This window comes from Arthrobacter sp. B3I4 (assembly GCF_030816855.1).
Classification (GTDB): Bacteria; Actinomycetota; Actinomycetes; order Actinomycetales; family Micrococcaceae; genus Arthrobacter.
This window is the reverse complement of sequence record NZ_JAUSYK010000001.1, coordinates 1,664,961-1,691,544: the sequence shown is the minus strand read 5'-3', so window position 1 is coordinate 1,691,544 and position 26,584 is coordinate 1,664,961. Positions and strand designations below refer to the sequence as shown.

Below are 26,584 nucleotides of genomic sequence, written 5' to 3'. Positions count from 1 at the left end.
TATGCTTGCTGATTTTCGGGTGTAAAGCGGCTGGAACCCAGCGTAGCGTGCAGCACCGGCGAGGATGCGGCCCGCCTCGGGGAAACGGGCCGCATCCTCGCCGGCGGTGCCGGAGCTACCGTTGGCATTCGGCGCTGTCCCGGCTCTGGATGGGTGCCGGTCCCGGGCCCGGGCATGCACGTCGTTATCCGGCCCGCCCCCTGCCGTTTCCTTTACCGGCCCCTTTCCCGTTTCTCGTTCCTGTTCCTTTCGCGCCGCGCTCAATGCCGAGCCGTTCCGCGGCGCGCTAGCTGCGGCTGGCGATGACCATTTTCTGGTGCCATTCCCGCTGGTACGCCCGCTGGGCGGCAGCGTCCCGCCGACGGGCCAGCGCCGCCTGTTCGCGCTGCATCTTGAGGTAACTGGACCAGCGGCGAGCGTCCAGGCCGCCTTCGGCGAGCGCGGCCTGCACGGCGCAGCCGGGTTCGCTGCCGTGCGCGCAGTCGGCGAAGCGGCAGCGGGAGAAGAGCTCTCCAAGGTCGCCGAACATTTCGTCCATGCCGTCGTCGGCGTCGAACAACCCGTAGCCGCGCACCCCGGGCGTGTCCATCAGCACCGCACCGCCGGGCAGTGGAACCAGCTCGCGCGACGTAGTGGTGTGCCGGCCCTTGCCGTCGCCGGCCCTGACCGGGCCGGTTTCCTGCACCTGATAACCGGCGAGGGCGTTGATCAGGGTGGATTTTCCTGCGCCGGAGGGACCGAGCAGCACGATGGTGCTTCCGGGCGGCAGATGCGCGAGCAGTTCATCAAGGCCGTCACCGCGCTCGGCCGAGGTGGTGACCACCTCTACGCCGGCAGCTTGCAGCAAAACCTGGCCGACGACGTCATCCGCCACCTCTGCGAGGTCGGCTTTGGTGATCACCACCAGCGGGGTGGCGCCGGAGTCCCAGGCCGCGACCAGGGTTCGCTCGAGCCTGTTGTGGGTAAGCGGGCGGTCCACCGGCACGACCACGCCGACCAGATCCATGTTGGCTCCGAGCACCTGCGCCTCCGAGGAGGACTCGAAGGCGCGCTTCCGGCTCAGTTCGGACCGGCGCGGCAGCACGCCGAGGATGGCGGGCTCGCCCGAGTAGTTACTGCCGAGCCAGACCCAGTCCCCGGTGGCCGGGAGGTCTCCGGTTTTGGGGTAGGCGAGGTGGAACTGGCCGCTGTGGGCCGCGACGAGCACGAGGTTGCGGTCCACGCGGACCACCCTGCCCGCGCTGGTTCCGCCGGGGACGGGAGAACTGGCGAAGAGGTCCGCGACGGCGTCGGTGAAGCCGAAACGGGCCGGGCCGCGAAGGGCGGTGTGTTGTTTGCGCTGAAGATTCACTGGAAACCCTTTTTAATGGGCCCCGGGGGCGCTGCCCGCTGCGGTCACGAACGTGCGTTGGGAGAAGACCGTTCAGTGGCGGCAGGCTAGGAGAAGCGGCGGGCCGGGGCTGGAGTAATGAAGTGGCTTGGAGTTGCGCGCCGGGCGCACGGATCCGTTGCAGTCATTGCTTCCACCTCCCCGGTCATCGGGCGGCCGTCACGGCCGCGGTTTGTCCAGCGTAACGGTCAACGGCGCAGGTGGCTAGGGTTCGCTTTGGTAGGCGCGGTGCGCAGTTGCCGCCGGCTCAGGGAAGCCTGCCGTCCAGCGGCCGTTCCCGGTACAGCCGAAGAGCGGCGTCCACCAGCGAGACCCGGTTCAGTCCTGCCACCTCGGCCAGCGGCACCCACGCCGCATGGGTGGTGCTGCCGCCGACCTCATGCCGCAGTTCCCCGCCGGCGATGCTGGCCTCGTAGACCAGCCGCAGCGACTGGAAGTCCCGCACACCGCCGTCGAGCCTGGCCTCGGCGGGCCAGTGGCCGACGTCGATCCCGAGCATGGCGCCGATCTCGGCGTCGTAGCCGGTCTCCTCGAAAATCTCCCGGCGGCACCCGTCCACCGGGTGCTCCGCAAGGTCCAGGCCGCCGCCGGGCAACGTCCAGCCCTCGCGGCCGCCCTGCTTCCAGTAGGCCAGCAGGAGCGAGTCATCGCGGATGATGACTCCGTAGGCGGCGGGGCGGGTGTCGAATTGCAGGGTCATTGATCCAGCTTAACGCGGCAACCCACCGGCCCCGCCCGGGGGCACATTGCCACGGACACGCCGCCTGGCCAGGGCGCAGATACCCAATGAGCGGCCAAAACCGCCCCGGACAGCGGGTGCGGCCGCGGTCTAGAGTTTGATTGTGACGAACCTCGAAGTCCTTCCGCCTGAAGAAGTCTGCCCGGCCGCGCACAGCGTGGACGGCGCCGCAAGCGGGCCGTGCCTGCAACTGTGGCCGGCGCGGGAGGTCCCGCTGGGCGGGGTCCGGGCCATGAACGTCTCCCGGACCCTTCCGCAGCGGGGACTGCCCACGGTGGGCGCGTGGTGTTTCCTGGACAGCTTCGGCCCGGATCGGGTGGCCATGTCCGTCCTCCCCCACCCGCACACCGGGCTGCAGACCGTCACATGGCCGCTGACCGGGACCATCCGGCACCGGGACAGTGTGGGCAGCGACGTGATCGTCCGGCCCGGGGAACTGAACATCATGACAGCCGGCCGCGGCATCTCGCACTCGGAGTTCGCGGTGCTTCCCCCGGCGGCGCTTCCGGCGGGAGACGTGCCAGGCGCCCCGTTGCAGGAGTTGCCGTCACCGGAACTGCCGCTGCAGCGCGGGCTGCAGTTCTGGGTCGCGTTGCCGGACGCGGAACGGCACCGGGACCCGGCGTTCGAGCAGCACCGCGAGCTGCCGGTAATCCGCGGTGAAAGCTACGCCGCGACCGTCATCGTGGGGACGCTCGCCGGCACCACCTCGCCGGCGACGACGTACTCCCCGATTGTGGGGGCCGACATCAGCGGCGCCGGCAGGATCAGCCTGCCGCTGCAGCCGGCGTTCGAGCACGCCGTCCTCGTACTCGACGGCGCCCTGGTCCTCGACGGCGAGGAGGTGCTGCCCGGACCGCTGGGCTACCTCGGCTCAGGGCGCAGCACCCTGGAGCTCGACGCCGCGCCGGGCACGCGCTTCATCCTGCTGGGCGGTGAGCCGTTCGAGGAGGAACTGCTGATGTGGTGGAACTTCGTCGGTCGCAGCCACGATGAGGTGGCGCAGTGGCGGCTGGAGTGGGAAGCCCAGGCCGGTCTCCTCGAGGCGGACGCAGCGCAGGCCAGATTCGGGCTGGTGTCCGGGCATGGTCCCGACGCCGGCCCGGAATCCGGCCGGATCCCGGCACCGCCGCTGCCCGGGGTGCCGCTGCGCCCCCGTCGACGGCACTAAAGCAGCAGGGGGCGCTAAAGCAGCGCCCGCGTTGAAGGGCGGTTAGCCCTGCTCGGCCACGAGCTGGAGGACCCCGAAAACAGGCTCCTGCCGCAGCACCCGGACGTCGGTGATACCTGCGGCCGTCAGTGCCCTGCGGAACGATTCCTGCAGCCGCGGCACGTTCATGCCCAACCCGCTGCCCAGGATGACCGGCCCCTCGATGCCAAGCTGCCGTACGGCCTGCCCGGCCAGCGCGGCGAGGTCCAGACCGGCCTGGTTGATCAGCGCCTGGCTCGGTGCATGGCCGGCGTCCGCCGCATCGACGACCAGCCGTGCCCGCTGGGCCCAGAAGCGGCGGCCGGTCGCAGGCGAATGGAACAAGGCAATCAGCTTGTTCGGGTGGTCGACGCCGCACGAGTCCAGCAGCGCCCGGGTGAGCTCATCCGGATCAAGGCCCTGGTTCATCCGGCGGAGGCTGTGGCGTACGGCCTCGCGGCCCAGCCAATAGCCGCTGCCTTCGTCCCCGAGCAGGTAGCCCCAGCCGCCGGCCCGGGCTTCCTCGCCCTGGGCGTTCCGGCCCCACGCGGCCGAGCCGGTTCCTGCGATCACGGCGACGCCGGTGCTGGCCCCGCCTGCCGCGAGCAGGAGGCGCGAATCGTGCACGACGGTGATCCTGGCGCCCGGAACGTGCGGGGCGATCAGGGCGGCGAGCGCGGCGGCGTCGTCGTCGGTGTCGATGCCGCCGGCGCCTGCGTAAACCTGGGAAACGCTGCCGCCGCCGATCCGGGCGAACAGTTCCGCGAGGTTGCCGGCTGCCTCCCCGGCCGACACGTTCTGGACGTTGGCGCTGCCCACGGATTCATCGGCCACGGCCCGGCCACCCTCGAACCGGACGCCGCGGGTCTTGGTGCCCCCGATGTCGAGGCCGATCACGGCGCCGGAGGCAGCAGGCGAAGCGGCACCGGCCGCAGGGGGGATGTCAGAATGAGTCACCGGACAAGCCTACTGACTACCGACAGGAGCGAGCCATGTCGCAGGACATCTTCGGCACCAGGGTCATCGCCGCACCGATGGCGGGCGGAACCTCCACCCCCGCGTTCGTGACCGCCGTACACCGGGCCGGGGGCCTGGGCTTCCTGGCGGCCGGCTACAAGGATGTGGCCGCCATGGAGGCGCACATCCGCGCAGCGCGGGACGCCGGCACGCGGTTCGGCCTGAACGTGTTCGTTCCGGATCCGGCCCAGCTTCCGCCTTCGGCTGCCGTGCTGGCGGAAGTGGAGCAGTACCGGCTGCGGCTGGCAGCCGACGCGCGGCGTTACGGCGTGGAGCTGCCGCGCTTGCGCCTTGACGACGACGACGAATGGCAGGGCAAGATCGACTCCCTGCTCGCTGACCCGGTGGAACTGGTCAGCTTCACCTTCGGGCTGCCCGGGGCGGACGTCGTCCGCGCCCTGCAGCGGGCCGGCTCGGCGGTGCTGGCCACCGTCACCACCGTGGCCGAGGCGCGGCAGGCGGCCGAACAGGGGGTGGACGCCCTAGTGGTGCAGCACGCGAGCGCCGGCGGCCACAGCGCAGCGTTCGCCGCTGCAGAGGTTCCGGGGTCCGGCGTTCCGGGCACGACGGCGGAGCTGACCGCCGCGGTGCGCGCCGCCGTCGCCCTCCCCCTGGTCGCCGCCGGCGGAATCATGGGCGCCGCGGACCTTCAAAGCGTCCTGGCCGCCGGGGCGCAGGCTGGACAGCTCGGTACTGCGCTGCTCCGCACCGACGAAAGCGGCACCCGGCAGTTGCACAAGGACGCCCTGGCGGATCCGCACTTCACGCAGACCGCACTGACCCGTGCTTTTACCGGACGGCAGGCCCGGGCGCTGGTCAACGAGTTTGTCCGCGACCACCCCGATGCGCCGGAAGCTTACCCCGCCGTGCACCACCTCACCGCGCCGCTGCGTGCCGCTGCCGCCGCAGCCGGGGACGCGGAGCGGCTCAACCTGTGGGCCGGAACCGGGTGGCAGCGGGCGCGGTCCGGTTCGGTCGCGGAAATTCTGGCCGGGCTGCTCGGCTGAACGCTGCGCGGGTTCCTCCGGCTCGCGGGTTCGGTCCGGACTCGCCGTCTCCACACCGCGAGCCCGAAGCAAACCCGCGAGCGCGCGCCAACCGAGGCTCAGCTGCCGGAGCGGCCCCGGACAAAACCGGCCAGCAAGGACGGGCCCTCGCTCAGTACCAGCTCCCGGAACAGCCGTACCGGGTCGGGTTCGGCGTCCGCGCCCCCGGGCCGCTCGCGCCACGCCAGCCCGATTTCACGGAACGCAAGGCCGGAATCCAGCGCGAGTTCAACCCAGCCCAGGTCACCTGACTGGCCGGAAGTGTGACGTCCGGGGGCTAGACCGCCGGGCGGGAGAATGCTGACGCCGAGTCCGGCCGAGACCAGGCCCCGGGCGGTGTGCGAATCCTGGCTTTCGAAGGCCACGCGGGGCCGGAAGCCAGCTTCCCGGAACAAGGCATCCGTCAGCGATCGCATGCCGTAGCCGGAGCCCATGGCAACGAACGGGTCGTGCCGGATGTCCTCGAGGCGTGCGCGGTGCCGCTTGGCGAGCCGGTGCCGGTGGTGGACGACAAGGCGCAGCGGCTCCCGATAGAGGGCAGCGGACGAGATTAACCGGGTCGGCGCCGCGACGGGTGCTGTCAGGGCCAGGTCCGCATCGCCGGCTGCCAGTTCCGCCAGGCAGCCGTCCCGCGCGCCCTGGCTGAGGGCGAAGGCCGGCTGCGGATGCCGGCTGCGGAAAGCGCTGATCAGCAGCGGCAGCATCGCCTCCCCGAAGGTGTGCTGGAAGGACACCGCGATCCTGCCGCGCACCACGGCCGATTCGTGCCGGACCAGGTCCAACCCGGACTGGAACTCCCCAAGTGCCGCCTCGACGTGCGGCAGGAGCGCCTTCGCGGCAGGGGTCAGGCGCACGCCGCGCCCGTCGCGGATGAGCAGCTCGGTTCCGATGATGCTGCTGGCCCTCGCGATCCCCCTGCTGACCGTCGACTGCGGCAGCCCCAGGACGGCCGCGGTTTCCGTGATGTGTTGCGTGCGCCCCAGCTCGGCCAGCAACGGCAACAGCGGCAGCAACTGGACCAGCTGTCTGTGTTCCACGTCCATCTCGGCTCCCGGATCGTTCCGTTTCTGCTATTGCTTTCATATAAATCATGCATTGGAAGCATGGCTGTGGGGAAGCCTATTCTGGGCAGATGTCCCGTTTACCTTTCCGTCGGCCGGCCGCCGCCCCCGGGGGCCACACCGCGGCCGGCAACAGCGGCCGGCGCCAGCATGGCCAGGACGGATCGGGAAGCTAACCCCTGGTTCGGCCATGCCAAGGGCTCCGTGGGCTACCGCCGGATTCTTGCAGGTCTGGCCTTCGCCGGCGTCGCGACCTTCGCCCAGCTCTATTCCACCCAGGCGGTGCTGCCGCTCATCGCCGGCGAACTGCAGGTGACAGCGGCCGAGGCAGCCCTGACGATTTCCCTCGCCACAGTGGGTCTGGCCGTGACAGTCCTGCCGTGGTCTTTCCTGGCCGACCGCATCGGCCGGGTGCGCGCCATGGCCTGGGGCATCTCCGCGGCCACAGTTCTGGGCCTGCTGGCCCCGCTGGCACCAAGTTTCCCGGTCCTGCTGGGCCTCCGGACGCTGGAGGGCATGGCCTTGGGCGGTATTCCGGCCATCGCGATCGCCTACCTGAACGAGGAGGTCAACAAAGCCCACGCCGCGCTCGCCGCCGGCACCTACGTGGCGGGTACCACCCTGGGCGGCCTGGCGGGCCGGCTCTTGGCCGGCCCGGTCGGGGACCTTTGGGGTTGGCGGGCGGCCGCCCTCGCCGTTTCCTTGATGGCCACCGCCGCCGCTGTCCTGTTCCTGCTGCTGGTTCCGCCAGCACGGAAGTTCACCCCCGCCGCCGCCAGCGGCCTGCGGGGCGCCCTGGCGGTCCTGACCGCGCACGGCAGGAATCCGCGCCTGCTGGCCATCTACGTCCAGGCCTTCCTGTTGATGGGCGGCTTCGTAGCCGTCTACAACTACCTGGGCTTCCGGCTGTCCGGTGAACCGTTCAGCCTGCCGGCTTCATTGATCAGCCTGATCTTCCTGGCCTACCTCTCCGGTACCGTGACTGCCCGCTGGGCTGCGGCGCTGACGCAGCGCTTTGGCCGGCGCAACGTGCTGATAACCGGCACTGTCCTCATGGTGGCCGGACTCGCGCTGACGCTGACCCAGCAACTGCCGTTGATCCTGGCCGGACTGCTGCTATTTACCGGCGGATTCTTCGCGGCCCACAGCATCGGTTCCGGTTGGACCGGTGTCATCGCAAGTACCGGCCGCGCCCAGGCCGCGTCGCTGTACAACCTCGCCTACTACCTCGGTTCCAGCGTCATCGGCTGGGCCGGCGGCCTCCTCTTCCAATCGCTGGGCTGGACGGCCCTGGCCCTGGCCGTGATGGGGCTGGCCTGCACGACGGCGGTAATCACCGCCGTCGCGCATCCCGCCGGCGTTCCGACGGTTCCGCACGTGCCGGCAACGGCGGGGCCTGCAAAGCCCTAGCGGCTTGCCTCGATCGCCCCGACCAGATCCGTGATGATATCCGCCGGGTCTTCCAGCCCCACGGAAACCCGCAAGAGACCCGCGTGCGGCTTGGCCTCTGCAGCCACGGGCCGGTGGGTCAGCCCGGCAGGGTGCTGGATGAGGGTGTCCACACCGCCCAGTGAGACGGCATGCGTGATCATCTTGACGGCCGCCGGAACGCGCTCGGCGTGCCCGGCACTGGCCAGCTCAAATGCCAGCAGTGAGCCCGGTCCCGCCATCTGGGTGCCGATCAGCCCCAGCGGGTCGCATTCGGGCAGGCCCGGGTAGTAGACGCGGCGGACCAGCCCGTGCCCCGCGAGGGCGGCCGCCACCTTGGCGGCTCCGGCCTGCTGGGCGCGGACCCGGACCGGCAGTGTGGCCAGGCCGCGGTGGAGCAGGTAGGCCGGCCAGGGTGTGAGGATGCCGCCGGTGATCGCCCGGAGCTGGCGCAGCCTGACGGCCCATTCGGGGGAAGCGGCGACGACGCCGCCCATGGCATCGCCGTGGCCGCCAAAGAACTTGGTGGCGCTGTGCAGGACCATGGCCGTGCCGAGCGGATAGGGCTGCTGAAGCACCGGCGTGGCGAAGGTGTTGTCTACCACGAGCGGCACACCGTCGGCGGCCGCTACCGCAGCGGTTAGGTCCACGAGTTCCAGGCTCGGGTTGGCTGGCGTCTCCAGGATCACCAGCCCGGTGTCGGGGCGCAGTGCCGCCCGGATCCCGGCAGCTGTGGTGAAGGTGACCTCGGTGCCGAGGACGCCTGAGGCCAGCAGGTGGTCACTGCCGCCGTAGAGCGGCCGGACGGCCACCACGTGCTTCTTGCCGGTGGCGACGACGGCCAGCAGCACAGCACTCAAGGCTGCCATACCGGTAGCGAAAGCCACCGCCTCGGGAGCATTTTCGAGCACGGCCACGCCTTCTTCAAAGCGTGCGACGGTGGGATTCCAGAGCCGCTGGTAGACCGTGCTTTGCCCGGTCAGGTGCGGCCCGCCGGTAGCCATTTGTTCGTACGCGAGTCCACCGTCGTGCACCGAGGGCAGCGGCGCTGTGGTGGAGAGGTCAATCGGCACGGCGTGGACGCCGAGCTCCGTGAGGCCCGTTCGGCCGGCGTGGACCGCCAGCGAGTCTTGAGAAAGCACCGTACTCCTTACGAATATTCACCATTGAATGCGGCAAGTATCCGGCAGTTATTCGGGACGGCACAGGTGTTTCGAATGGAAGTGGCCGAAGAGCAGGTTTACGATGAACAGAGACCACATCGAGGAGGATCCGTGAGCAGCACCACGAAGAATGTTCGGTCCGGCGCGGCTGAACCTCTGGACGCCATCGACGAACGCCTGCTCGCCGCGCTGGTCGCCGACGCGCGGATTTCCAACAAGCAGCTGGCCGAACTCGTCGGCATCGCCCCCTCCACTGCCCTGATGCGCACCCGGGCGCTGTCCGAGCGCGGCATCATCCAGGGCTTCGAGGCCAAACTCAGCCTCGCCGCGGTGGGCCGCTCCGTGCAGGCCCTGATCGCCGTCCGGCTGCGGGCCCACGACCGCGAGCAGATCGACCGCTTCACGGCCCGGGTCCCCAAGCTGCCAGCCGTGCTGTCCACCTTCCACACCTCCGGCTCGGTGGACTACCTGCTGCACATCGCGGTTGCTACCACCGAGGATCTGCGCGATTGGGTGCTGGATAACCTGGCGACCGACCCGGTGGTGGGCCACACCGAGACCACCCTGGTGTTCGATCACATCCAGGGCAACCACGGCCCCCTGCCGGACTAGCCGCCCCTGCCGTACCAGCTGCGCAGGGCTCCCCGCAGGGTCACCGCAGCAAGGCCGAGGGCAAAGACGGCGCACAGCACGACGAAACCGGCGACGGCGGTGTGCAGGCCAACCACGCCGGCCGCCAGTCCGAGGCCGATCACCGGGAAGGCGCTGCCGAGGTAGGTAATGACGTAGACGGTGCTGATGATCTGGGCATGCCGGCCCGCCTCGACCTTCCCCGCGACCTCATTGAACACCGTTCTAAAGGCGACGCCCTGGCCGAGCCCCGCAGTGATGCTGGCGCCGATCAGCAGCCACGGGCTGCTCCACGCAGCGGCCGCGGCGATCAGCAGCACTGATCCGGACAACAGGAAAAGTCCGGCCGGAACCACAAACGGCCCGCGGACGGCCAGCAGTTGGCTCAGGGCGGAGGCTGCCAGGGTCAGACCAGCAAGCAGACCGATCAGCGGCCGCGAGTCGGCGTGCACGATCTGGGCGAAGTACCCCGGGGCCAGCGAGAGGCAGAAGCCAAAGACGGCGAAGCTGAGGAAGCCGACGGCCGAGGCCAGCCAGAACGCACCCCGCGCCTCGTGTGAGACAGAGGGGCGCCGCGGGGCCAGGACCTTGAACGGCTGCGGACCGGCAACCGAGCTGATCGCGGGCCTGGCCTTGAGCAGGTACAGCGGCACCAGCAGGGCCACCAGCAGCACGGAGTGCAGGTAGTACGGCGTGGACGTCGGGCCGGGCAGCAGGGAGAGCACCCCGCCGATGGCCGGTCCCGCCGCCACACCGCCGGCGGACGCCAGCAGTGTGAACCGCGAGGCCCACTCGGGGCGGCTGGGCAGCAGCTCGCGCAGGGCCGCCGAACTGGCCCCGGTGGCCAGCGCGACCGCTGCCCCCTGCAGCGCCCGGCCCGCCGAAAGCGCCAGAAGGCTGCCCGCGCTGGCGAAAACGAACCCGCCGGCCAGGCCCGCCAGCACGGCCAGCACCAGGGCGGCCCGCCGGCCGATATGGTCGGACCAGTGACCGGCGAGAATGAGCGTGGCCACCAGCGCCAGCACGTAGGCGGAGAAGGCCACGGTCACGTCCAGCGCCGAAATGCCCAGCTTGGCCTGCAGCAACGGATACAGCGGCGTAGCAAGGTTGGCGCCGACCAGCAGCGTGAAGATCACGACTCCGGCCATCACCAGCCGAGCGGTAACGGACGCGTCCCAGCCCCAGCGGTCTGCCGTGGCGGGACGCATGCGAAGTTCGCTGAAGACAGTCATGGCGTCGCCCCTGCATCGAAACGGACCGAGCGCAGACCCGGTAGGGAGGCGCAGACCCGGTAAACATTGATACCCCAAGAATGCTGCACCGATGGATCGTTCAGGCCGCTTCATATGCCAGAATTGAGCAAAACAGTCAATTGTTGGCTGTTGTAGTGAGCTGGAGTGATGATTTGAACAGTTTGGATCCCACGGACCTCAAGATCCTGCTGGAACTCATCAAAGATCCCCGGATCCAGATAGCCGAACTCAGCGACGCCCTGGGCATCGCGCGGAACACCGCCCAGTCGCGGGTCCGGCGGATGCTGCGCTCCGGGCTGCTGCACGACGGCGGCCGGGAAATCGACCTTGAAGCGGTGGGGTACGACGTCGTCGCCTTCGTCACGATTGAAGTGAACCACCGGGAGCTCGACGGCGTCGTCGGTGCCCTGCGCCTGATCCCCCAGGTCCTCGAGGTGCATGAGATTTCCGGCCGCGGCGACGTGTGGTGCCGGGTGGTGGCGACGGACACGCACAACCTCCAGTCCGCGCTCCGGTCCATCCTGCGGATCAAGGGCGTGATCCGGACCGAGACAGTGCTGGCCCTGCACACCCACATCCAGTACCGCACCGAGCCGCTCATCGGCCGTCTGGTGGAGGGCGCCGCGCTGGCCCCCGGCCGGCCCCCGCACCGTGCACGTGCGGCCGAACCCCGGACGGACGCTGGATAATAGCTCCGTGACTATTATCGACAACGCCGTTTACGTTGACGGCGTCCGGCGGGCCGAGCCGAGCAGCCTTGAACAGACCTTTGACACCCTGACCCAGCACGGGGGCATGGCCTGGATTGGCCTGTACCGGCCCACCGAAGAGGAGATGGCCGCTGTGGCAGCGGAATTCGGTCTGCACGGGCTTGCCGTGGAGGACGCCATCTCAGCGCACCAGCGTCCCAAGCTGGAACGCTATGACGACAACCTCTTCACGGTGCTCCGGCCCGCAAGGTACCTGGACGACACCGAGACCGTGGAGTTCGGTGAACTTCACGTCTTTACCGGCCGCAACTTCGTGGTGACTGTCCGGCATGCCGAAACGGCCGTCGTCGGCCAGGTCCGCCGCCGGATGGAGCGCCGTCCCGACCTGCTGTGCCACGGCCCCGAAGCCGTCCTCTACGCCCTGATGGACCAGGTGGTGGACGACTACGGGCCCGTCGTCGCCGGACTGGAAAACGACATAGACGAGATCGAGGACCAGCTTTTCAGCGGCGATCCGCTCGTGTCCCGGCGCATTTACGAACTGGCCCGTGAGGTCATCCACTTCCAGCGCGCCATCCACCCGTTGCCCGCCATGATGCAGCAGCTCCGCCGGGGCTTTGAGAAGTACGAGGTGGACACGGAACTGCAGCACAGCCTGCGCGACGTCGAAGACCACGTTGAGCGGCTGATCTCCCGCGCTGATTCCTTCCGTGACCTGCTGCAGAACGCGCTGACCCTGGACGGCACGTTGACCGCCAACCGCCAGAACGAGGCGAGCGCGGAGCAGAACGAACAGGTCAAGAAGATCTCGTCCTGGGCGGCGATCTTCTTCGCGCCCTCGTTCGTGGCGGGCGTGTACGGCATGAACTTCGAGAACATGCCGGAGCTGCACTGGACCTACGGCTACCCGATGGCGATCAGCATGATGGCGGGCACCGCGGCGGTCATGTACGGCATTTTCAAGAAGAAGGGCTGGCTCTAACCGGCCCCCGCCCGCCAGTGCTGTAGGGCCCGCTCCGGGCTGCCCGAGCCGCGTGTAGTCTGGCGGCATGAGCGCTCGGGGTGACCGTTTCCGGCACATCGTGGAGACCCTGGGCAGGCACGGGCTGGGCTTCGTGCTGGCCTGGCTGGGTCTGGACCGCCTGCACCTCCCGGGCCGGCCGCCGGCGCAGCTTCCCGGGACTGCCGGAGTTCCCCTGCCAGTCCGGGTCCGGCTTGCCCTGGAGGAACTCGGGACGGTCTACATCAAGTTCGGCCAGATCGTCTCCACCCGCACCGACGTGCTGCCGCCGGAATACGCCACCGAACTGGCGAAACTCCAGGACGCCTCCCCGGCCGTACCCGCCGACGAGGTCCGCGCCGTCGTGGCCGAGGAGCTGGGCCCGCGCGCGGAGCAGCTGCTGGCGTCCCTGCAGGACGTTCCGCTGGCCACCGGTTCCATCGGCCAGGTGCACGAAGCGACCGTCGGGAAAACCGCGGAGGGCGGGATCGGCGTCGTGGTGAAGGTGCGCCGCCCCGGCGTCGTGGCGCAAGTGAATGACGACCTGGAAGTCATGGCTGAACTCGCCAAACGGGCCGAACAAGCCTCGGCCACCGTGGCCGGTTTCCACGTGGCAGCGCTGGTAGATGAGTTTTCCCAAACCATGCGCGCGGAACTCGACTACATGCAGGAGGCCCGGAACGCCGAGCAGTTCGCGGCAAACTTCGCCGGTGACAGCCGCGTTCACATCCCCCGGGTCTTTTGGGAAACCACCACGTCGAGGGTCCTTACCCTGGAACGCGTCCACGGCATCAAAATCAGTGACATCGACGCGCTGCACGGGGCCGGGATCGACACCGCTGTTCTGGCTGTGCGGGCTTGCAACGTGCTGCTCAAGATGGTGTTCGAGGACGGCTTCTTCCATGCCGACCCGCACCCGGGCAACTTCTTCGTGGAACCGGACGGACGTCTCGGCATCATAGATTTCGGCATGGTCGGCCAGATCAACGACGCCACCCGCTGGAACCTCGTCCGCCTTCTGATGGGACTCGTCGACGAGGACGCCGGACGGCTCACGACGGCGATCGTGCAGCTGTGCGGAGCCAACGACGCCGCCGGCTACAGCGGTTTGCAGGCGGCCGTAGGCCGTCTTCTGGGACGCTACACCGGCCGGCCGCTGGCACAGGTACCGACCGTCCCGGTCCTGGCCGAGCTAGCGGGCCTGCTGCGCGCGCACCGGCTGCGGTTGCCGCGCGAAGCGGCGCTAATGTTAAAGATGCTGGTCATGGCCGATGGGCTGGGCAAGCGGTTGGATCCCGGTTTTGAGCTCACCACAGTGCTGACGCCGTTCACACGCCGGCTCATCCTCGCCTCGGTTTCCCCTGAGGCGCTAGCGGGACGCTTGAAAAAGCTCGGCTGGGAAGCGCTGCGATTCGGCACGGAGGCACCCGAGCTGGCGCGGCGGCTGCTGGAGGTGCTGGAACGCGGCGGCCTCGATGTGCATTTCCGTGCCGATGAGCTGGACCGGCTGATGGACCGGGCCGAACGGACCGGCAACCGGATCGTGGCGGGAGTGATCACGGCGGCCCTGATCGGCGCCATCGGCGAGCTCGTGTCCGTCCAGCCGGACCGCTGGCGCAACTGGCCCAAGGCGTTGTTCACTGCCGGTCTCGGCGGCGTCGGCGCGCTCGGCGGCTATCTTGCCGTGACGGCGAGGCGCCGGCGTCCGGGTTGAGCTTCTGGCTAAGGTGCGCCGCTGAGCCGCGCCGGCAGCCCGGGCGCAAAGCCCCTGCCTGAGCTAGGGTGCTGAGTGGCGGTTGCGGGCCTGGGCCACGAGTCGAAGGAAGGCGAGCACGAAGCCGGCTTCGATCAACACCATCAGCCCCAGCCAGAGCCACTGGCTGTGGCCGACGAAGTAAATGACACCCAGCCCCACCAGTACGGTCCCGAGGACGAGGGCGTAGACTGCAAAGCCGACCGCTACGCGGGCACTGCGGACCCCGGTGCGGAAGCCGAAGCCGTGCGGCTCGCCGCCAGGCTGGCCGGCGACGCGGTCCGGCGCGGCCGGCTGGAGCCGGTCGAATTCTTCCCACGGATCGTGGTCGCGGTCCTGACGCTGCTCGGCCATAGTCCTATTATCCTGCCCGCCCCGCTTAAGCGGCCCTCTGCGCCACTTCGCCCGGGCCGGCGCCGGCGGCCCCAAAGATCAGCTGGCGGGTGGCGATCTTTTCGGTGAAGTAACGGTCGTGGCTGACCACCACAACGGCGCCGGGAAAGTGCAGCAGGGCCCGTTCCATCACCTGGGTGCTCGAGAGGTCCAGATGGTTGGTAGGTTCGTCCAGCAACAGCACCGAAGCCCCGGAGAGCAGGCACTGCGCCATGGCCACCCGTGCTTTCTGTCCGCCGGAGAGGTTGCCGATCTTCTGCTTCAGGTCCGCCTCGGAGAACTGGAACATCGCCAGGAAACGGTTGACGGACTTCTTCGTGGCGGTGAGGGCCAGGCTGTCCGGCAGGGCGTTGACAGCGTGCGAGACCGTGTCGCCGTCGTCGAGATCCGCCAGCATCCGGTTGTAGGAGACGAATCCGGGACCCTTGGCCCAGACCACTTCACCGGAATCGGCCGGCTCCTCGCCGGTCAGCACCTTCAGCAAAGTGGACTTCCCGCTGCCGTTCGCACCCAGGACCGCGATCCGGTTGCCCTTGCGGACCTCGAAGCTCAGGTCCTCAAAGAGGGACTTGTCGCCGTAGGCCTTGCCCAGGCCCTCCACCCGGCACAGCACATCCTTCACGTGCAGGCCGCCGTAGATCTCGGTGACGATCTGGTCGACCGGCCGGGGCGTGCGGGCTTTCTTGATCTTGGCGAGCTGGTTGCCGAGCCCGCGGCTGGCGGACTTGGCGGCGTCCCGGCGGTCCGCGATCCCCTCTGCCTCAAAGGCAAGCAGCTCCGATTCGTGCACGAACTGCTGTTCGAGGGTCTTAAGCCGGAACTGCTTCTGGACCACGTATTCGGCGAAGTTCCCGGGATATTCGTGCAGGTGGTGGTTCTCCACCTCAATGATCCGGGTGACGACGGCGTCCAGGAACGTCCGGTCGTGCGAGACGATCACGGCGGCTCCCTTGAAGTCGCGGAACCAGCTTTCCAGCCATTCGACGCCGGCCACGTCCAGGAAGTTGGTGGGCTCGTCAAGCAGCAGGACGTCCGGGCCCTCCAGCAGGATCTTGGCCAGTGCCGCCCGGTTGCGCCAGCCGCCGGAAAGCGCGTCGATAGCACAGTGGCGGTGCGCGGCGTCAAAACCCAGCGTGGTCAGCACGGAATCGATGCGGCGGGGATAGTCCCAGCCGTCCAGGCGGTCCATGTCCTCGAACAGTGCCGCCTGGCGGTCGATCATCCGGTCCAGCTGAGCCGGCGCGGGGTCCTCGGCGATTGCGGCATCGATGGCGGCCAGTTCGGCCTCCACCGCTTTGATCTCACCGAACAGGCCGTCGAGCACCTCGGTGATGGTCGCTTCACCGTTGAGCTCGGAGAACTGGGAGAAGTACCCCACTTTGGTTCCCAGTTCGACACTCACCGCACCGGAGTCCGGAGCCACCTGGTCCAGGATCAGCTTCAGGATCGTGGTCTTGCCGGACCCGTTCTTGCCGATCAAGCCCACCCTGTCTCCGGGTTCGAGCTTGAAGAACGCCTCCCGAAGAATCTGGGTGTTGTCGAAGCGGACGCTGACGTCGTGCAGCCTGATCAGGCTCATGGTGCTGTCCTCTCGGGGTTGCCCGCGGTGCCGGTGCCGCCAGAAACTGGGAGACCCGGTGCGCCGGGGCGTGGTGCGCAAGGCGGTGACGCGCAGGCCGCGCCCGTTGGCGTGCTTGTGGGCCGGCTTTCAGACTATCCCGGACCGGCGCGGCCCCGCACACCCGGGACGTTCGTTCCCGGAACCAGCAAGGATGCCCGGCGGTTAAACGAACAAGCCCCGCGCCGCGCCTGAACTGGGTCAGTGGAACGGTGCGGGGCTATCCGGGGCCAGCTACTTGCCGGATTTGCCAGGTTTCTGGTGTGCTGCCTTCGGTGCCACGGGCGCCTGGGCCGGGACCGCCGACGTTGCGGTGCCTGCCCCATAGGACGGAGCGGCAGGGGTGGCGGCGTGCTCGCTGCGGTGCTGGGCGGCGTTGGCGAGACCGGCAGCGCGGTGCGCGGCGGCGTTCTCGTGGGCCCAGGCGCTGTTGCCCTTCTCCGCGGGTGCTGTCTCCGCGGGCTCGGTCTCTTCCGGAGCCGGAGCCGGAGTCGTCTCGGTCGGTTCCGGAGCCGGAGTCGTCTCGGTCGGTTCCGGAGCCGGAGCCGTCTCGGTCGGTTCCGGAGCCGGAGTCGTCTCGGTCGGTTCCGGAGCCGGAGTCGTCTCGGTCGGTTCCGGAGCCGGAGCCGTTTCGGTGGGGTCAGCGGTGGGCTGAGGGGTTGGCGTCTCGGTCGCCGTCGGCTCCGCGGAGACGGTGGCGGCAGGGTCCGAGGTCAGCTCGGTGGCGGCCATGGCTGCGCCGGCACCGCCGGTGACTACGACGGCGGCGACGACGGTTGCCTTACCTGCCGTGCCGAGCGGGCTGAGCCAGCTGAAAATTCCTGCCAAGGGGTGATCCTTCCAGAGTACGGATATTGGGCTGGCGGGCGATGCCATCAGACCAGCCGCGCGCAACGTTACCGAACCGGGAGCGCCGTTCCTCGCTGGAAGGAAATTCCTGTGGAATTCCTTGGGAAAAACACGGCCCGCCCGGCGAAGTGGCAGCAAACGGGGCCCGTCACCTCCGGGCACTTGCCCTCCTGCGCCCGGACGCGTATGAGGGAAGCATGGAGATGCAGTCGGGCGTCCTTCACGGTCGGGTGGCGGTCGTGACCGGTTCGTCGCGGGGCCTGGGCTACGCCATGGCCCGGCTTCTCGGCGGCCAAGGCGCAACGGTGGTTCTGGCGTCGCGGACGTCCGGGGACGTTACGGCCGCCGTCGACCGGCTGAGGGCAGAGGGGATTTCGGCCTTCGGCCGTCGGTGCGACGTGAGTGAACTGGCCGACGTCGAGTCCCTGCGCGACGAAGCGCTCCGCCACGGAGCGCTCGACATCTGGGTGAATAACGCCGGCGTTTCCGGGGTCTACGGGCCGACGGCGATGACGCCGGTGGACGACTTCACCCGCGTGGTGCGGACGAACATTCTGGGCACTTTCCACGGTTCGCGGGTCGCGTTGCCGGTGTTGCTTGCCCGCGGCAGCGGGGACCTCGTCAACGTCTATGGCCAGGGCGACCAGGGGCCGGTCGCGCTGCAGAACGCCTATGCGTCCAGCAAACGCTGGGTCCGCCAGTTCACCGAGACGTTGCGGCGGGAGACCAAAGGCACCGGCGTGCGGGTGCACGGCTTCAACCCGGGGCTGGTGACGACGGACCTGCTGGGGCGCATCACGAGCCAGCCGGGGTACGAGCAGCGCCTGGGCGCGCTACAGGTGGTGGTCGCACTGTGGGGCCAGACCCCCGGGGAGGCCGCACGCCCGCTCCTTGGCCTCGTCGGCTCGGACGCCGCCGAGTTCCGGGACCTGACCAAGTCGACCCTTTTGACCCGCGGGGTGCGCAGCGTGTTCGCCGGACGCCTGCGCCGCTCCAACCGCATGCCTTTGGACATCACCGTCCTGGGCCGGGACGGCACTTAGCCGAGACGGCCGCGGACGATTTCACTGACGGTCTTTCCGTCGAACCGCCCGGCCACCTTGGCCGTGACGGGCTTCATCACAGCGCCGATGGACCGCAGGGAAAGGTCCTGGCCGCTGGACCTGAGCGATGCGATGACCTCGTCGACGATCGCTTCGACCTCCCCGCGGGTGAGCGCCTTCGGCAGGTACGCCTCGATGATCTCCGCTTCAGCGACTTCCGCGCTGGCGCGGTCCGCTTCACCGGCCTCGGTGTAGATGCGGGCGGTGTCGCGCCGCTTGGCGGCTTCCTTCTGGAGCAGCGTCGTGACTTGGGCGTCATCGAGCTCCACCGGGGTCTTGCCGGACTTCTCGCGGGTGCCGATCTCGCCCAGGACGTTCCGCACGGTGGTCAGCGCCGTCTTGTTGCCTGCTTTCATGTGGGCAACGACGTCCTCGTGCAGTCGCTCTTTGAGAGTCATGGCGTTCCTCATTTCCTGGTTCGTGGTTGCGGCCACATGGCCATTCTCCCCCAGGCCGAATGGCTCCAGTTTCCCGCATGAGCGGGACGGGTGCGACCAGCAGGGGCGCGGACGAGGAGGGAGGTTGCCCGCTCCCCCGGTAGGCTCGTTGAAAACGCCGCAGAAAGGGGCACGATGACCGACACAGCCGACGACCGGCCGAACTCCGCAGGGAGCGGGCTGAGCGTTCAGGAGGGCGACCTTACCAGCCAGCGGCAGCTGTCCGACGAGGAACTCCTCGCCCAGCTGGCCGATACGGTCCGCAAAGAGAAAGCCCTCGTCGACCGGTGGACCGCCTCCGGGGATTGCTTCATCATTTCCGGTTCCGGCAAGGTCCACCTCCCGACCTGCTCCAGCGTGAGCGCGGTTGTCGACCGCCAAGCAGCGTGGGCGCCGTTCCTGGATGATCTGGACCGGGTGCGTGCATGGCACGGCACCGACAACGAGCCGCCGATGCCGGCGCTGATGACCCGCGCCGACGTCGAAGAGCTCACCCGCTACAGCAGCTGCCCGGAGTGCTCCCCGACGCTGGACCACAGGGACAAGCGCCCTTCGGCCCGCGGTTGGACAACCCTGGAAGCCGGCAACCTGAACTTCCGGCACTTCGGCATCCCCTTCAGCCTGGTGGAAGGCGCCGAAATCGGTGTCCTGACGAAGCTCTCCCGGGTGGAGACGGCGGACGGCCTCGACTTCGCCGCCGAATTCGACGGAATCGTTGACCCTGTCACCGATCCGCTCACCGAGGTGATGTACCGGACCGACTTTGGGCCGCAGATGTCCTAGCCCTCCAGTCTCCCGTTCAGTCCGGGCCGCACCCCCTTGTGGTAGCCCATCTTTCCGCTCCGACACGCTGCTACTTGAAATCATGACGGTAAGTAGGCTTAGGATAGGGCTATGGCCGTATCAATCGGCTGCCAACCAGAGGAGGAACACCATGGGACTAGGCGACAAGATTGAGAACGCTGCCGAGAAGGCTGGCGGTAAGGGCAAGGAAGCTGCCGGTAGCGCCACAGGCGATGAGAGCCTGCGTGCCGAAGGCCAAACTGACCAGGCCAAAGGCGATTTGAAGCAGGCCGGCGAGAAGGTCAAAGACGCCTTTAAAAAGGACTGACCTCAGCACCAGCGAGAGGCGCATCACTGACACAGTGGTGCGCCTCTCGTTTTGTCTTAAGACACCATCAGGGAGTCTTCTGCCGCGTTAGAACCGCCCGTACCGCGCGCGGGCCATCGAGTACAGGCCGTAACAGATCAGCCCGGCCGCAGTGGCGCCAAGCAGGGCGACGCCGTAAGGCTGGGACCCGAGGGTTTTCAGTCCGCCATCCAAGCCCGAAGACTTCGACGGATCCGCTGTAGCCGCCGCGGCGATGATCAGGACGCCGACGACGGCGAGGACCAGGCCCTTGGCGGCATAGCCGATGGTCCCGAGCCACTCGACAGCGGTGCGCACCTGACCGGGGTCCTGCAGGTCCTTCATGAACTTCCGGGTGACGCCGCGGTAGACGTAGTAGGCCCCGGCGCCGATGATGGCGAGACCCACCACGATCAGGAGCACCACGCCGGCTGGTGCACCCATCAGCTTGGCGGTGAAGTCGCTGGCTGACTGGCTGGAGTTCTTGTTGCCCCCGGCCGCGAAGACCGAGAACGTGAAGGCCAGGAAACCGAACACAACTGCTTTTCCTGCGGCCGCCCCCGCCTTTTGCAGCTTCTTTTTCCCGTCGGTTTCAGAGCGGGCCTCGAAGACTGCCTCGCTGATCATCCAGAGGGCCAGAGCAGCACAGGCCGCAAACCCGGCCCAGAGAAGGAGCGGGCCGCCCGGCTTGGAGGCGAGCGATCCGATCGCCCCGGACTGGTCGGCCTGGCCGCCCTGCCCCTTGTCGATCTGGAGTGCAATGGCTCCGATCAGAATGTGGACCAGCCCGATGAAGACGAATCCGGCCCGGGCGAGAGCCGTCAACGCGGGGCTCCGGCTTGCGGAGGCCGCTTCGGAGACCGCTCGATTCGCTTTCTGCGAGGCTTCGCCCATGGCCGGACCTTCCCGAGCTGAACTTGATTTTCGGTTGCCCGCTCGGCAGCACCCACTCACCGGCCTTGCGGAATGCTTTAGTGTAGGTCCCTCCGACGTATCCGGACAGGCCCCGGCCCGCCCGGGTGTTCCTCGGAGTTGCGGGATCGTGTCTCTGCTGGACTTCGCGCTCTACAAACGCCCCGGAAGGCCTAGGTGTACTGAGCCGGGACGTTGTTGACACTAGAGGCTTGAAAACGAGGAGGACCTCCGGGCTAAGTGGAGCTGTCTAATTCACACACTTCGCGCTCGGAGGTCCTCGTGTCCCACGTTAATGCCCGACTGACAGTTCATGGAAGACGCCTCATCGTTGACCGGGTGGCCGCAGGCCGGCCGGTCGCCCATATCGCCGCGGAGCTCGGTGTCTCCCGGCAGACCGCGTACCGGTGGGTCCGACGGTTCCGGACCGAAGGAACGGCCGGACTGCGGGACCGCTCAAGCCGCCCGAAGTCATCACCGGCCCGGACAAGTCCCGAGCGTGAACAAGCCGTCCTGGACGCCCGGCGCTCTGTCCGGTTCGGGCCATTGCGGATCGCGGCGCTGACCGGCGTCCCGGCCCGGACCGTGGGCAGGATCCTGCACCGCCACGGCGTCGCGCACTTGGCGGACTGTGACCCGCTGACCGGCGCTCCGATCCGGGCTGCCAGGACCACGGCGAACCGGTACGAACGCTCACGGCCCGGGGAAATGATCCACCTGGACGTCAAGAAACTCGGCCGCATCCCGGAAGGAGGCGGCTGGCGGGCCCACGGCCGCTCGGAACGGGTCCGAGGCAATGGAATTGGTTACGACTACGTCCACGTCGCGATCGATGACCACACACGCATCGGCTACGCCGAAGTCCTCCCCGACGAGAAGGGCGCCACCGCGGCCGCGTTCCTCACCCGCGCCGCAGCCTACTTCGCCGGGCACGGCATCGACCGCATCGAACGCGTCCTCACGGACAACGCCTTTGCCTACCGCAACTCCACCGCGTTCCGCCAGGCAGTCGCCGACCTTGGCGCAGTCCAGCGCTTCATCAAGCCCCACTGCCCCTGGACCAACGGCAAAGCCGAACGCTTCAACCGCACCCTGCAAACCGAATGGGCCTACCGGCAGGTCTTCACCAGCAGCAACCACCGCCAAGCAGCCCTTGCGCCCTGGCTCCAGCACTACAACACTGAACGAATCCACACCGGCATCGGAACCACACCCATCAACCGAGTGTCACCAACCTAATGGCCCAGTACACCTAGGCGGGGGCGGCCTTCCGGTTCCTGCCTTGGTAGAGGCGGCGGTAGTTTGAGGGTGTGGTGGCGAGTTTCCGGGCGAAGTGGAGCCGGAAGTTCGCCGTCGTTCCCAGCCCGGTTCTGGAGGCTATCGCCTGCACCGTCAGGTCAGTCGTTTCCAGGAGTCGGCATGCTTCGGCTAGGCGTTGATCGTTGAGCCACCGCAAAGGTGTTATTCCTGCTTCGGCGGTAAATTTCCGTGCGAAACTGCTGGGCGCCCAGCCCGCGTTGGCGGCCATGTCATTGACGGTGAGCGGTTCGGCCAGCTTCTGCCTCGCCCAGGCGCAAGTCTCTGCGAAGAGGGTCAAAGGTGCGGCGACTGCACGTTCCATGAACTGGACCTGGCCCCCTTCCCGGTGCGGAGCCACCACCATGCGGCGTGCGATGCTGTTCGCGGCCTCGGTTCCGTAGTCCTTGCGGACCAGATGAAGGCATAGGTCAATTCCTGCTGCGACGCCTGCGCTCGTGCTGACGCTTCCTTGATCGATGTACAGGACGTCCGCGTCGACGGCGACGGCCGGGTACAGGGTCTGTAGGCGCTCGGCACTCCTCCAGTGAGTGGTTGCCCGCTTGCCGTCCAGGAGGCCCGCAGCAGCGAGAGCGAAGGCTCCGGTGCACACTGAGACGACGCGGGCTCCGGCCGCCAAGGCCTGTCGTAGAGCCTCACAGACCTCGGGGGAAGGGTCATCAAGGGGTTCATAGCCGGGCACCACGATGGTATCCGCGGACCGGAAGGCTTCAAGCCCGTACTGTGCCTGGATGGAAAATCCGGAGGTGGTCGGCACCAGGCCAGGCTGCGCTGCGCAGACCCGGAAGGAGTATCGTCGCCGCTCATCCTCGTGGCCGAAGACCTGGGCCGGAATGGCGAGGTCAAAAGCGACCACCTCCGGCACGGCGAGGGCGACTACTCGGTGCATGGGGCCACAGTACCCACTCGGCAACCGGACGCGGAATCCTTTCCATACAGGGCATTTTTCACGAGTACTTCGGCTACCGCTGGATGACAGCATGGGCGCATGACAATCTCTCCGGAGCAGGAAATGACCGCAGCAACCCCCGCCAGCGCCGTAGCCCGTGACCAGGCCCATCCGCGTCGTCCTGCTCCATCACAGAAGACACGCACCGGCTGGATCGTGGCCGCCTCGCTGTTCACCGGTGTCCTCGCTGCTTCGCTGATGGCCGCCGCCCCGTTCATTCCGGCAACCGAGAGCAGCGTGACCGGAGCCGTCCTGTGGGGGCTTTCGCTGGGGTGGGCCACGCTGGCTGTACTAACGGTGCAGTTTACTGAGCAGCCACAGAAATGGGCCGTAGCTCCGGCCCTCTTTCTGGAACTGACGGGGTCCCTTCTCGTGGCGTTCGGGCCGCCAGCGCGGGAAGTGCTCGCCTGGACGTGGCCTCCCGCTGTGCTGGTGTTGGCCGTCTGGATGATCGTTCAGGCCAATCGTCAGCTTCGCAGCCGGATCGGGCGGTTTCTGCTCTACCCGGTAATCGCGATGCTGGTGGTGGCTTCTCTGGGCAGTGGCTTCGAAACCGTGCGTAAGGCGGCGGGCGCGGCAGGTTCTCCGGCACAGGGCCAGCTGGTCGACGTCGGCGGCCACCGCCTGTACCTGGAGTGCACCGGCTCGGGCAGCCCGACCGTCCTGCTCGAACCGGGCGCCGGAGGAATGTCCTCGGACCTCGAATTGATCACCCCGGCCGTTGCCCGTGACACCCGTGTCTGCGTCTACGACCGGGCAGGTCGCGGGTGGAGCGAGCCGGCAGGCACCGTGCAAGACGGCGCCCGGATCGCGGCTGACCTCCATACGCTGCTGCAGCGCGGGAACGTTCCGGGACCCTACGTAATGGCGGGACATTCGTTCGGCGGCCTCTACGCGCTGACTTTCGCCGCCCTCTATCCAGGCGATGTAGCCGGGCTGGTCCTCGTCGACTCCACCGCACCGGCAACTACCCCGGGAGCAGCGCACTCCACCCGCCCGGACACCGACACCGCGAACCGCCTATCCGCACTGGCCGCGGGCGCGTCGCGGCTTGGTCTGGGCCGGGTAGCCGGCGTTACACCGGATCATCTCAGGAGCACGGTGGACGAGTACGTGCAAGCGGGCTCCTCGGCGCAGCAGGCCGCTGCCCTGAGGGACTTTGCCGACAAGCCGCTGGTGGTTTTGACGGCAGGCAGTGGGAGCGCGCCCGGCTGGTCCGGTTCGCAGGAGGCTCTTGCCGCACTCTCGACCAACAGCCTGCACCGCGTCATCGGCGGGGCTACGCACGCTTCGTTTGTCACCGATCCTGATGACGCGCACGCAGCCGCTCAGGGAATCCTTGACGTAGTCTCCGCCGTACGGACCGCCGGACCGCTTATCCCGTAAGACGAATGAAGAGAAGCAGGGCACAAAATATGGCGACGGCCGGGCGGTATCAAAGGGCGTATCCCAAAGGCTCAAGGGCTCACAAAACCCCTGCAAATTGTGGAGCTAAGGAGATTCGAACTCCTGACCTCTTCGATGCGAACGAAGCGCTCTACCAACTGAGCTATAGCCCCGCAACAACGCCGCTCCCGCTGGGAACGGCGTTATCAACGTTCCTAGGCTACAAACTATCGGCGTGCATTGCCAGCCAGCCATCGAACGTCTGAGTGCCGTGTCGCGCTTCGGGGACCAGGTTGAGCCCGGCGCGCAGGTATTTGCCCATGCCGCCGGGCAGCGGAAAGGCTACGGGCCGGCCGCGCCGGCCGGCGACGCGTTGCCACGTCCGCGCGAGTTCGCGCATGTCGGTTATCTCAGGGCCACCGATAGTGTCGACACGGTGCCGCTGGCCGGACGGACCCGCCAGTGCCACCTCGAGCAGTGCTGTGGCGACGTCGGCCGGTGCGATCAGCTGGAATCTGGCGCCCTTCACGACCGGGATCACCCGCACCCTGGCACCTGCAGCGAAAACACCTGCCAGCAAGGAATGGAACTGGGTGGCGCGAAGCACCACGGTTTCCAGGCCAGAGAACTCGTAGACCTTTTCCTTGGCCGCCCTGGACTGGTAGTAGCCAAAGGTGCTTTGGTCGCAATTGACGATTGAGAGCAGAACGGCCATCGGCACGCCGGCGTCCTGGGCTGCGGCGAGCAGCCGCGCCCCGCCATCGGCGAAGGTCTTCAGGGCCTTGCCCGAGCGTCCCTCGAGGCAGTCGATAACGACGTCGGCGCCGGCCAGGGCCGCGGCCAGCCCCTCCCCGGTCGTGACGTCGCCGTGGAAGTACTCCGCACTGTCGTCGTGCCCGGCGCCTCCCGGCGGCGGGTTCCGGCTGAGCACCGCCACCCGATGCCCTGCGGCAAGCGCCTGCCGGACCACCTCGCGGCCGACTTGTCCGGTTCCCCCGGCAACACAAATTCGCGTCATGCCCGTCAGGCTACAGCCCGCAGGCAGCAAAAAGCCCCGGGCAGCCGAATCTGCGGCTGCCCGGGGCAGAAATCAAATCAGGCGCGGCGGCGCTGGAGGACGTCGTCGAGGTTGCTCAACGCGCTTTGGCCCTTGCCCAGCGGCTTCGCCTCGGCGGTCGCCTCCGGCTGGCGGACAGCGGCCTGCTTGAGAGATGGCTTGCCCACCGCTTTTGGCGCCTCAGGAAGGTCCAGCGGCTCCGGCGCGGCTCGTTCCGCTTTCGGCGCCTCAACATAAGTCGGTTTAGGAACTTCGACAGGCTCCCAGCGGGCACCTTCAGCGGGGTCGGGATTCCCGGCAGGGACCAAGGAGGTGTCCCCGGACGCGGCGGCCTCGGCGAGTGCCGCGCGGCGCAGGTCCTCTGCTGTCAGGGGCTTGTGCGCGGGTTTGGCGGGCGCGACGCCGGCTTCGGCATCGAACAGCGGGCTTTCCTTCACGGGGCTCGCAGCGCGAAGGCCGGCGGCCCGTTCCGCCGGGCGGGGCGCAGCTTCACGCACCGGAGCGCCCATCGCTGACCGGAAGGCGGCGTCGACCCTGCGCCGGCGGTCCCGTACGGCAAGCGTACGGAGCAGCGCGACCGAACCGACGGCGCCAAGCAGCGTCAGAGCCGGAAGCCAGCCGGAGCCAAGCCCGAAAAGCCGCAAAACACCGGAGACGACGCCGGTGAGCAGAAAGAGCACGCCCAGCAGGGCAAGCGACAACCGTCCGTAGCGGATGCGGAAGGCGGAAGGGGGCGCCGCTTCGGCCTTGCGGTCATCGGTCTCCCGGGAATCCGGGGCGGACTCGGGGCGCTGCGTCATCGTCATCGGTTTCTCCTGCGGGGCCGCCATCGTCATGGCGTATCCGGCTTGGGGGTTAGCTTTTTCTACATCTGCGGCGTCCATCAGGAAGTCTCCCGCCGGCCGCAACTGACGGCTGTTCCGGAGCAGGTAGGGAGCTACCCATACGATCCAGAGTGCAACGACAATGACAAGAATCACTGAGCTGCTGAGAGGGAAGTCCACAATCAAAACCGTATGAGCAAGTCGGCGCGGCAGGCGGCATTGCGGGCGGTG

25 protein-coding genes, 1 tRNA gene and 1 pseudogene are annotated in these 26,584 nt (G+C 68.1%); 12 read left to right on the top strand and 15 right to left on the bottom strand.

What is annotated here, in order from left to right:
* Window positions 1-184: 184 nt before the first annotated feature.
* Together rsgA and QFZ61_RS07985 are read right to left on the bottom strand one after the other, a co-directional pair.
* Window positions 185-1,351 (bottom strand): annotated as a pseudogene (gene rsgA / locus QFZ61_RS07990) (ribosome small subunit-dependent GTPase A).
* Window positions 1,352-1,637: 286 nt separating this feature from the next.
* Window positions 1,638-2,090 (bottom strand): NUDIX hydrolase, encoded by a 453-nt coding sequence (locus QFZ61_RS07985; RefSeq protein WP_307034917.1) that lies wholly within the window; start codon window positions 2,088-2,090, stop codon window positions 1,638-1,640.
* 142 nt (window positions 2,091-2,232) lie between these two features.
* Between QFZ61_RS07985 and QFZ61_RS07980 the strand changes: the two genes are divergently transcribed.
* Window positions 2,233-3,300, top strand: a complete 1,068-nt coding sequence (locus tag QFZ61_RS07980) for a pirin family protein (RefSeq protein ID WP_307034915.1) — start codon at window positions 2,233-2,235, stop codon at window positions 3,298-3,300.
* Between the two features lie 42 nt (window positions 3,301-3,342).
* Here QFZ61_RS07980 and QFZ61_RS07975 read toward each other — a convergent pair whose 3' ends face one another.
* A complete protein-coding gene (locus QFZ61_RS07975) occupies window positions 3,343-4,275 on the bottom strand; it encodes an N-acetylglucosamine kinase (RefSeq protein ID WP_307034913.1) in 933 nt (310 codons plus the stop codon).
* A gap of 35 nt (window positions 4,276-4,310) precedes the next feature.
* Here QFZ61_RS07975 and QFZ61_RS07970 point away from each other — a divergent pair, with 35 nt between their 5' ends.
* Window positions 4,311-5,342 (top strand): nitronate monooxygenase, encoded by a 1,032-nt coding sequence (locus QFZ61_RS07970; protein WP_307034911.1) that lies wholly within the window; start codon window positions 4,311-4,313, stop codon window positions 5,340-5,342.
* 98 nt (window positions 5,343-5,440) lie between these two features.
* On the opposite strand, the gene QFZ61_RS07965 is transcribed toward QFZ61_RS07970, so the two are convergent.
* Window positions 5,441-6,424 carry a LysR family transcriptional regulator gene (locus QFZ61_RS07965; RefSeq protein ID WP_307034909.1) on the bottom strand — a complete coding sequence of 328 codons (984 nt, stop codon included), beginning with the start codon at window positions 6,422-6,424 and terminating at the stop codon, window positions 5,441-5,443.
* Between the two features lie 168 nt (window positions 6,425-6,592).
* Between QFZ61_RS07965 and QFZ61_RS07960 the strand changes: the two genes are divergently transcribed.
* A complete protein-coding gene (locus QFZ61_RS07960; protein WP_307034907.1) occupies window positions 6,593-7,852 on the top strand; it encodes an MFS transporter in 1,260 nt (419 codons plus the stop codon).
* Here the strand turns inward: QFZ61_RS07960 and QFZ61_RS07955 are convergent.
* On the bottom strand, window positions 7,849-9,012 hold the full coding sequence (locus tag QFZ61_RS07955; RefSeq protein ID WP_307034905.1) for a PLP-dependent aspartate aminotransferase family protein: 1,164 nt from the start codon (window positions 9,010-9,012) through the stop codon (window positions 7,849-7,851). The two genes, QFZ61_RS07960 and QFZ61_RS07955, sit on opposite strands and share 4 nt — an antisense overlap.
* A gap of 132 nt (window positions 9,013-9,144) precedes the next feature.
* On the opposite strand from QFZ61_RS07955, the gene QFZ61_RS07950 reads away from it, so the two are divergent.
* Window positions 9,145-9,645: an Lrp/AsnC family transcriptional regulator gene (locus tag QFZ61_RS07950; protein ID WP_307034903.1), complete on the top strand. Its 501-nt coding sequence runs from the start codon at window positions 9,145-9,147 to the stop codon at window positions 9,643-9,645.
* Here the strand turns inward: QFZ61_RS07950 and QFZ61_RS07945 are convergent.
* Window positions 9,642-10,895, bottom strand: coding sequence for an MFS transporter (locus QFZ61_RS07945; RefSeq protein ID WP_307034901.1), 1,254 nt, complete (start codon window positions 10,893-10,895; stop codon window positions 9,642-9,644). The two genes, QFZ61_RS07950 and QFZ61_RS07945, sit on opposite strands and share 4 nt — an antisense overlap.
* Before the next feature lie 173 nt (window positions 10,896-11,068).
* Between QFZ61_RS07945 and QFZ61_RS07940 the strand changes: the two genes are divergently transcribed.
* The 3 genes from QFZ61_RS07940 to QFZ61_RS07930 all read left to right on the top strand — a co-directional run bounded on the left by QFZ61_RS07940 (window position 11,069) and on the right by QFZ61_RS07930 (window position 14,340).
* Window positions 11,069-11,605 (top strand): Lrp/AsnC family transcriptional regulator, encoded by a 537-nt coding sequence (locus QFZ61_RS07940; protein WP_307038061.1) that lies wholly within the window; start codon window positions 11,069-11,071, stop codon window positions 11,603-11,605.
* Window positions 11,606-11,612: 7 nt separating this feature from the next.
* Window positions 11,613-12,608, top strand: coding sequence for a magnesium/cobalt transporter CorA (gene corA, locus QFZ61_RS07935; RefSeq protein ID WP_307034899.1), 996 nt, complete (start codon window positions 11,613-11,615; stop codon window positions 12,606-12,608).
* Window positions 12,609-12,675: 67 nt separating this feature from the next.
* Window positions 12,676-14,340, top strand: coding sequence for an AarF/ABC1/UbiB kinase family protein (locus QFZ61_RS07930; RefSeq protein WP_307034897.1), 1,665 nt, complete (start codon window positions 12,676-12,678; stop codon window positions 14,338-14,340).
* Window positions 14,341-14,403: 63 nt separating this feature from the next.
* On the opposite strand, the gene QFZ61_RS07925 is transcribed toward QFZ61_RS07930, so the two are convergent.
* The 3 genes from QFZ61_RS07925 to QFZ61_RS07915 form a co-directional block, all read right to left on the bottom strand.
* Window positions 14,404-14,733, bottom strand: a complete 330-nt coding sequence (locus tag QFZ61_RS07925) for a hypothetical protein (protein ID WP_307034895.1) — start codon at window positions 14,731-14,733, stop codon at window positions 14,404-14,406.
* Between the two features lie 25 nt (window positions 14,734-14,758).
* The gene (locus QFZ61_RS07920) at window positions 14,759-16,351 is read right to left on the bottom strand and encodes an ABC-F family ATP-binding cassette domain-containing protein (protein WP_307034893.1); all 1,593 of its coding nucleotides are present in this window, start codon (window positions 16,349-16,351) and stop codon (window positions 14,759-14,761) included.
* Between the two features lie 273 nt (window positions 16,352-16,624).
* A complete protein-coding gene (locus QFZ61_RS07915) occupies window positions 16,625-17,218 on the bottom strand; it encodes a hypothetical protein (protein ID WP_307034891.1) in 594 nt (197 codons plus the stop codon).
* A gap of 218 nt (window positions 17,219-17,436) precedes the next feature.
* Between QFZ61_RS07915 and QFZ61_RS07910 the strand changes: the two genes are divergently transcribed.
* Window positions 17,437-18,282 carry an SDR family NAD(P)-dependent oxidoreductase gene (locus QFZ61_RS07910; RefSeq protein WP_307034889.1) on the top strand — a complete coding sequence of 282 codons (846 nt, stop codon included), beginning with the start codon at window positions 17,437-17,439 and terminating at the stop codon, window positions 18,280-18,282.
* On the opposite strand, the gene QFZ61_RS07905 is transcribed toward QFZ61_RS07910, so the two are convergent.
* Window positions 18,279-18,740: a GatB/YqeY domain-containing protein gene (locus QFZ61_RS07905; protein ID WP_307034887.1), complete on the bottom strand. Its 462-nt coding sequence runs from the start codon at window positions 18,738-18,740 to the stop codon at window positions 18,279-18,281. The genes QFZ61_RS07910 and QFZ61_RS07905 overlap by 4 nt on opposite strands.
* A 174-nt stretch (window positions 18,741-18,914) precedes the next feature.
* Between QFZ61_RS07905 and QFZ61_RS07900 the strand changes: the two genes are divergently transcribed.
* Together QFZ61_RS07900 and QFZ61_RS07895 are read left to right on the top strand one after the other, a co-directional pair.
* The gene (locus tag QFZ61_RS07900; RefSeq protein WP_307034885.1) at window positions 18,915-19,562 is read left to right on the top strand and encodes a hypothetical protein; all 648 of its coding nucleotides are present in this window, start codon (window positions 18,915-18,917) and stop codon (window positions 19,560-19,562) included.
* A gap of 151 nt (window positions 19,563-19,713) precedes the next feature.
* Window positions 19,714-19,890 (top strand): CsbD family protein, encoded by a 177-nt coding sequence (locus QFZ61_RS07895; protein ID WP_307034883.1) that lies wholly within the window; start codon window positions 19,714-19,716, stop codon window positions 19,888-19,890.
* 87 nt (window positions 19,891-19,977) lie between these two features.
* Here the strand turns inward: QFZ61_RS07895 and QFZ61_RS07890 are convergent, their stop codons facing one another.
* Window positions 19,978-20,802, bottom strand: a complete 825-nt coding sequence (locus QFZ61_RS07890; RefSeq protein ID WP_307034881.1) for a DUF1206 domain-containing protein — start codon at window positions 20,800-20,802, stop codon at window positions 19,978-19,980.
* Between the two features lie 300 nt (window positions 20,803-21,102).
* On the opposite strand from QFZ61_RS07890, the gene QFZ61_RS07885 reads away from it, so the two are divergent.
* On the top strand, window positions 21,103-22,059 hold the full coding sequence (locus tag QFZ61_RS07885; RefSeq protein ID WP_307034879.1) for an IS481 family transposase: 957 nt from the start codon (window positions 21,103-21,105) through the stop codon (window positions 22,057-22,059).
* Between the two features lie 13 nt (window positions 22,060-22,072).
* Here QFZ61_RS07885 and QFZ61_RS07880 read toward each other — a convergent pair whose 3' ends face one another.
* Entirely contained in the window at window positions 22,073-23,026 is a 954-nt protein-coding gene (locus QFZ61_RS07880; RefSeq protein WP_307034878.1) for a helix-turn-helix domain-containing protein, read from the bottom strand.
* 99 nt (window positions 23,027-23,125) lie between these two features.
* Here QFZ61_RS07880 and QFZ61_RS07875 point away from each other — a divergent pair, with 99 nt between their 5' ends.
* Window positions 23,126-24,472 (top strand): alpha/beta fold hydrolase, encoded by a 1,347-nt coding sequence (locus tag QFZ61_RS07875; RefSeq protein ID WP_307034876.1) that lies wholly within the window; start codon window positions 23,126-23,128, stop codon window positions 24,470-24,472.
* 100 nt (window positions 24,473-24,572) lie between these two features.
* Here the strand turns inward: QFZ61_RS07875 and QFZ61_RS07870 are convergent.
* The 3 genes from QFZ61_RS07870 to QFZ61_RS07860 all read right to left on the bottom strand — a co-directional run bounded on the left by QFZ61_RS07870 (window position 24,573) and on the right by QFZ61_RS07860 (window position 26,335).
* A tRNA-Ala gene (locus QFZ61_RS07870) sits at window positions 24,573-24,645 on the bottom strand.
* Between the two features lie 47 nt (window positions 24,646-24,692).
* Window positions 24,693-25,490: an SDR family oxidoreductase gene (locus tag QFZ61_RS07865; protein ID WP_307034874.1), complete on the bottom strand. Its 798-nt coding sequence runs from the start codon at window positions 25,488-25,490 to the stop codon at window positions 24,693-24,695.
* 77 nt (window positions 25,491-25,567) lie between these two features.
* Window positions 25,568-26,335 (bottom strand): hypothetical protein, encoded by a 768-nt coding sequence (locus QFZ61_RS07860; protein WP_307034872.1) that lies wholly within the window; start codon window positions 26,333-26,335, stop codon window positions 25,568-25,570.
* Window positions 26,336-26,584: the final 249 nt, after the last annotated feature.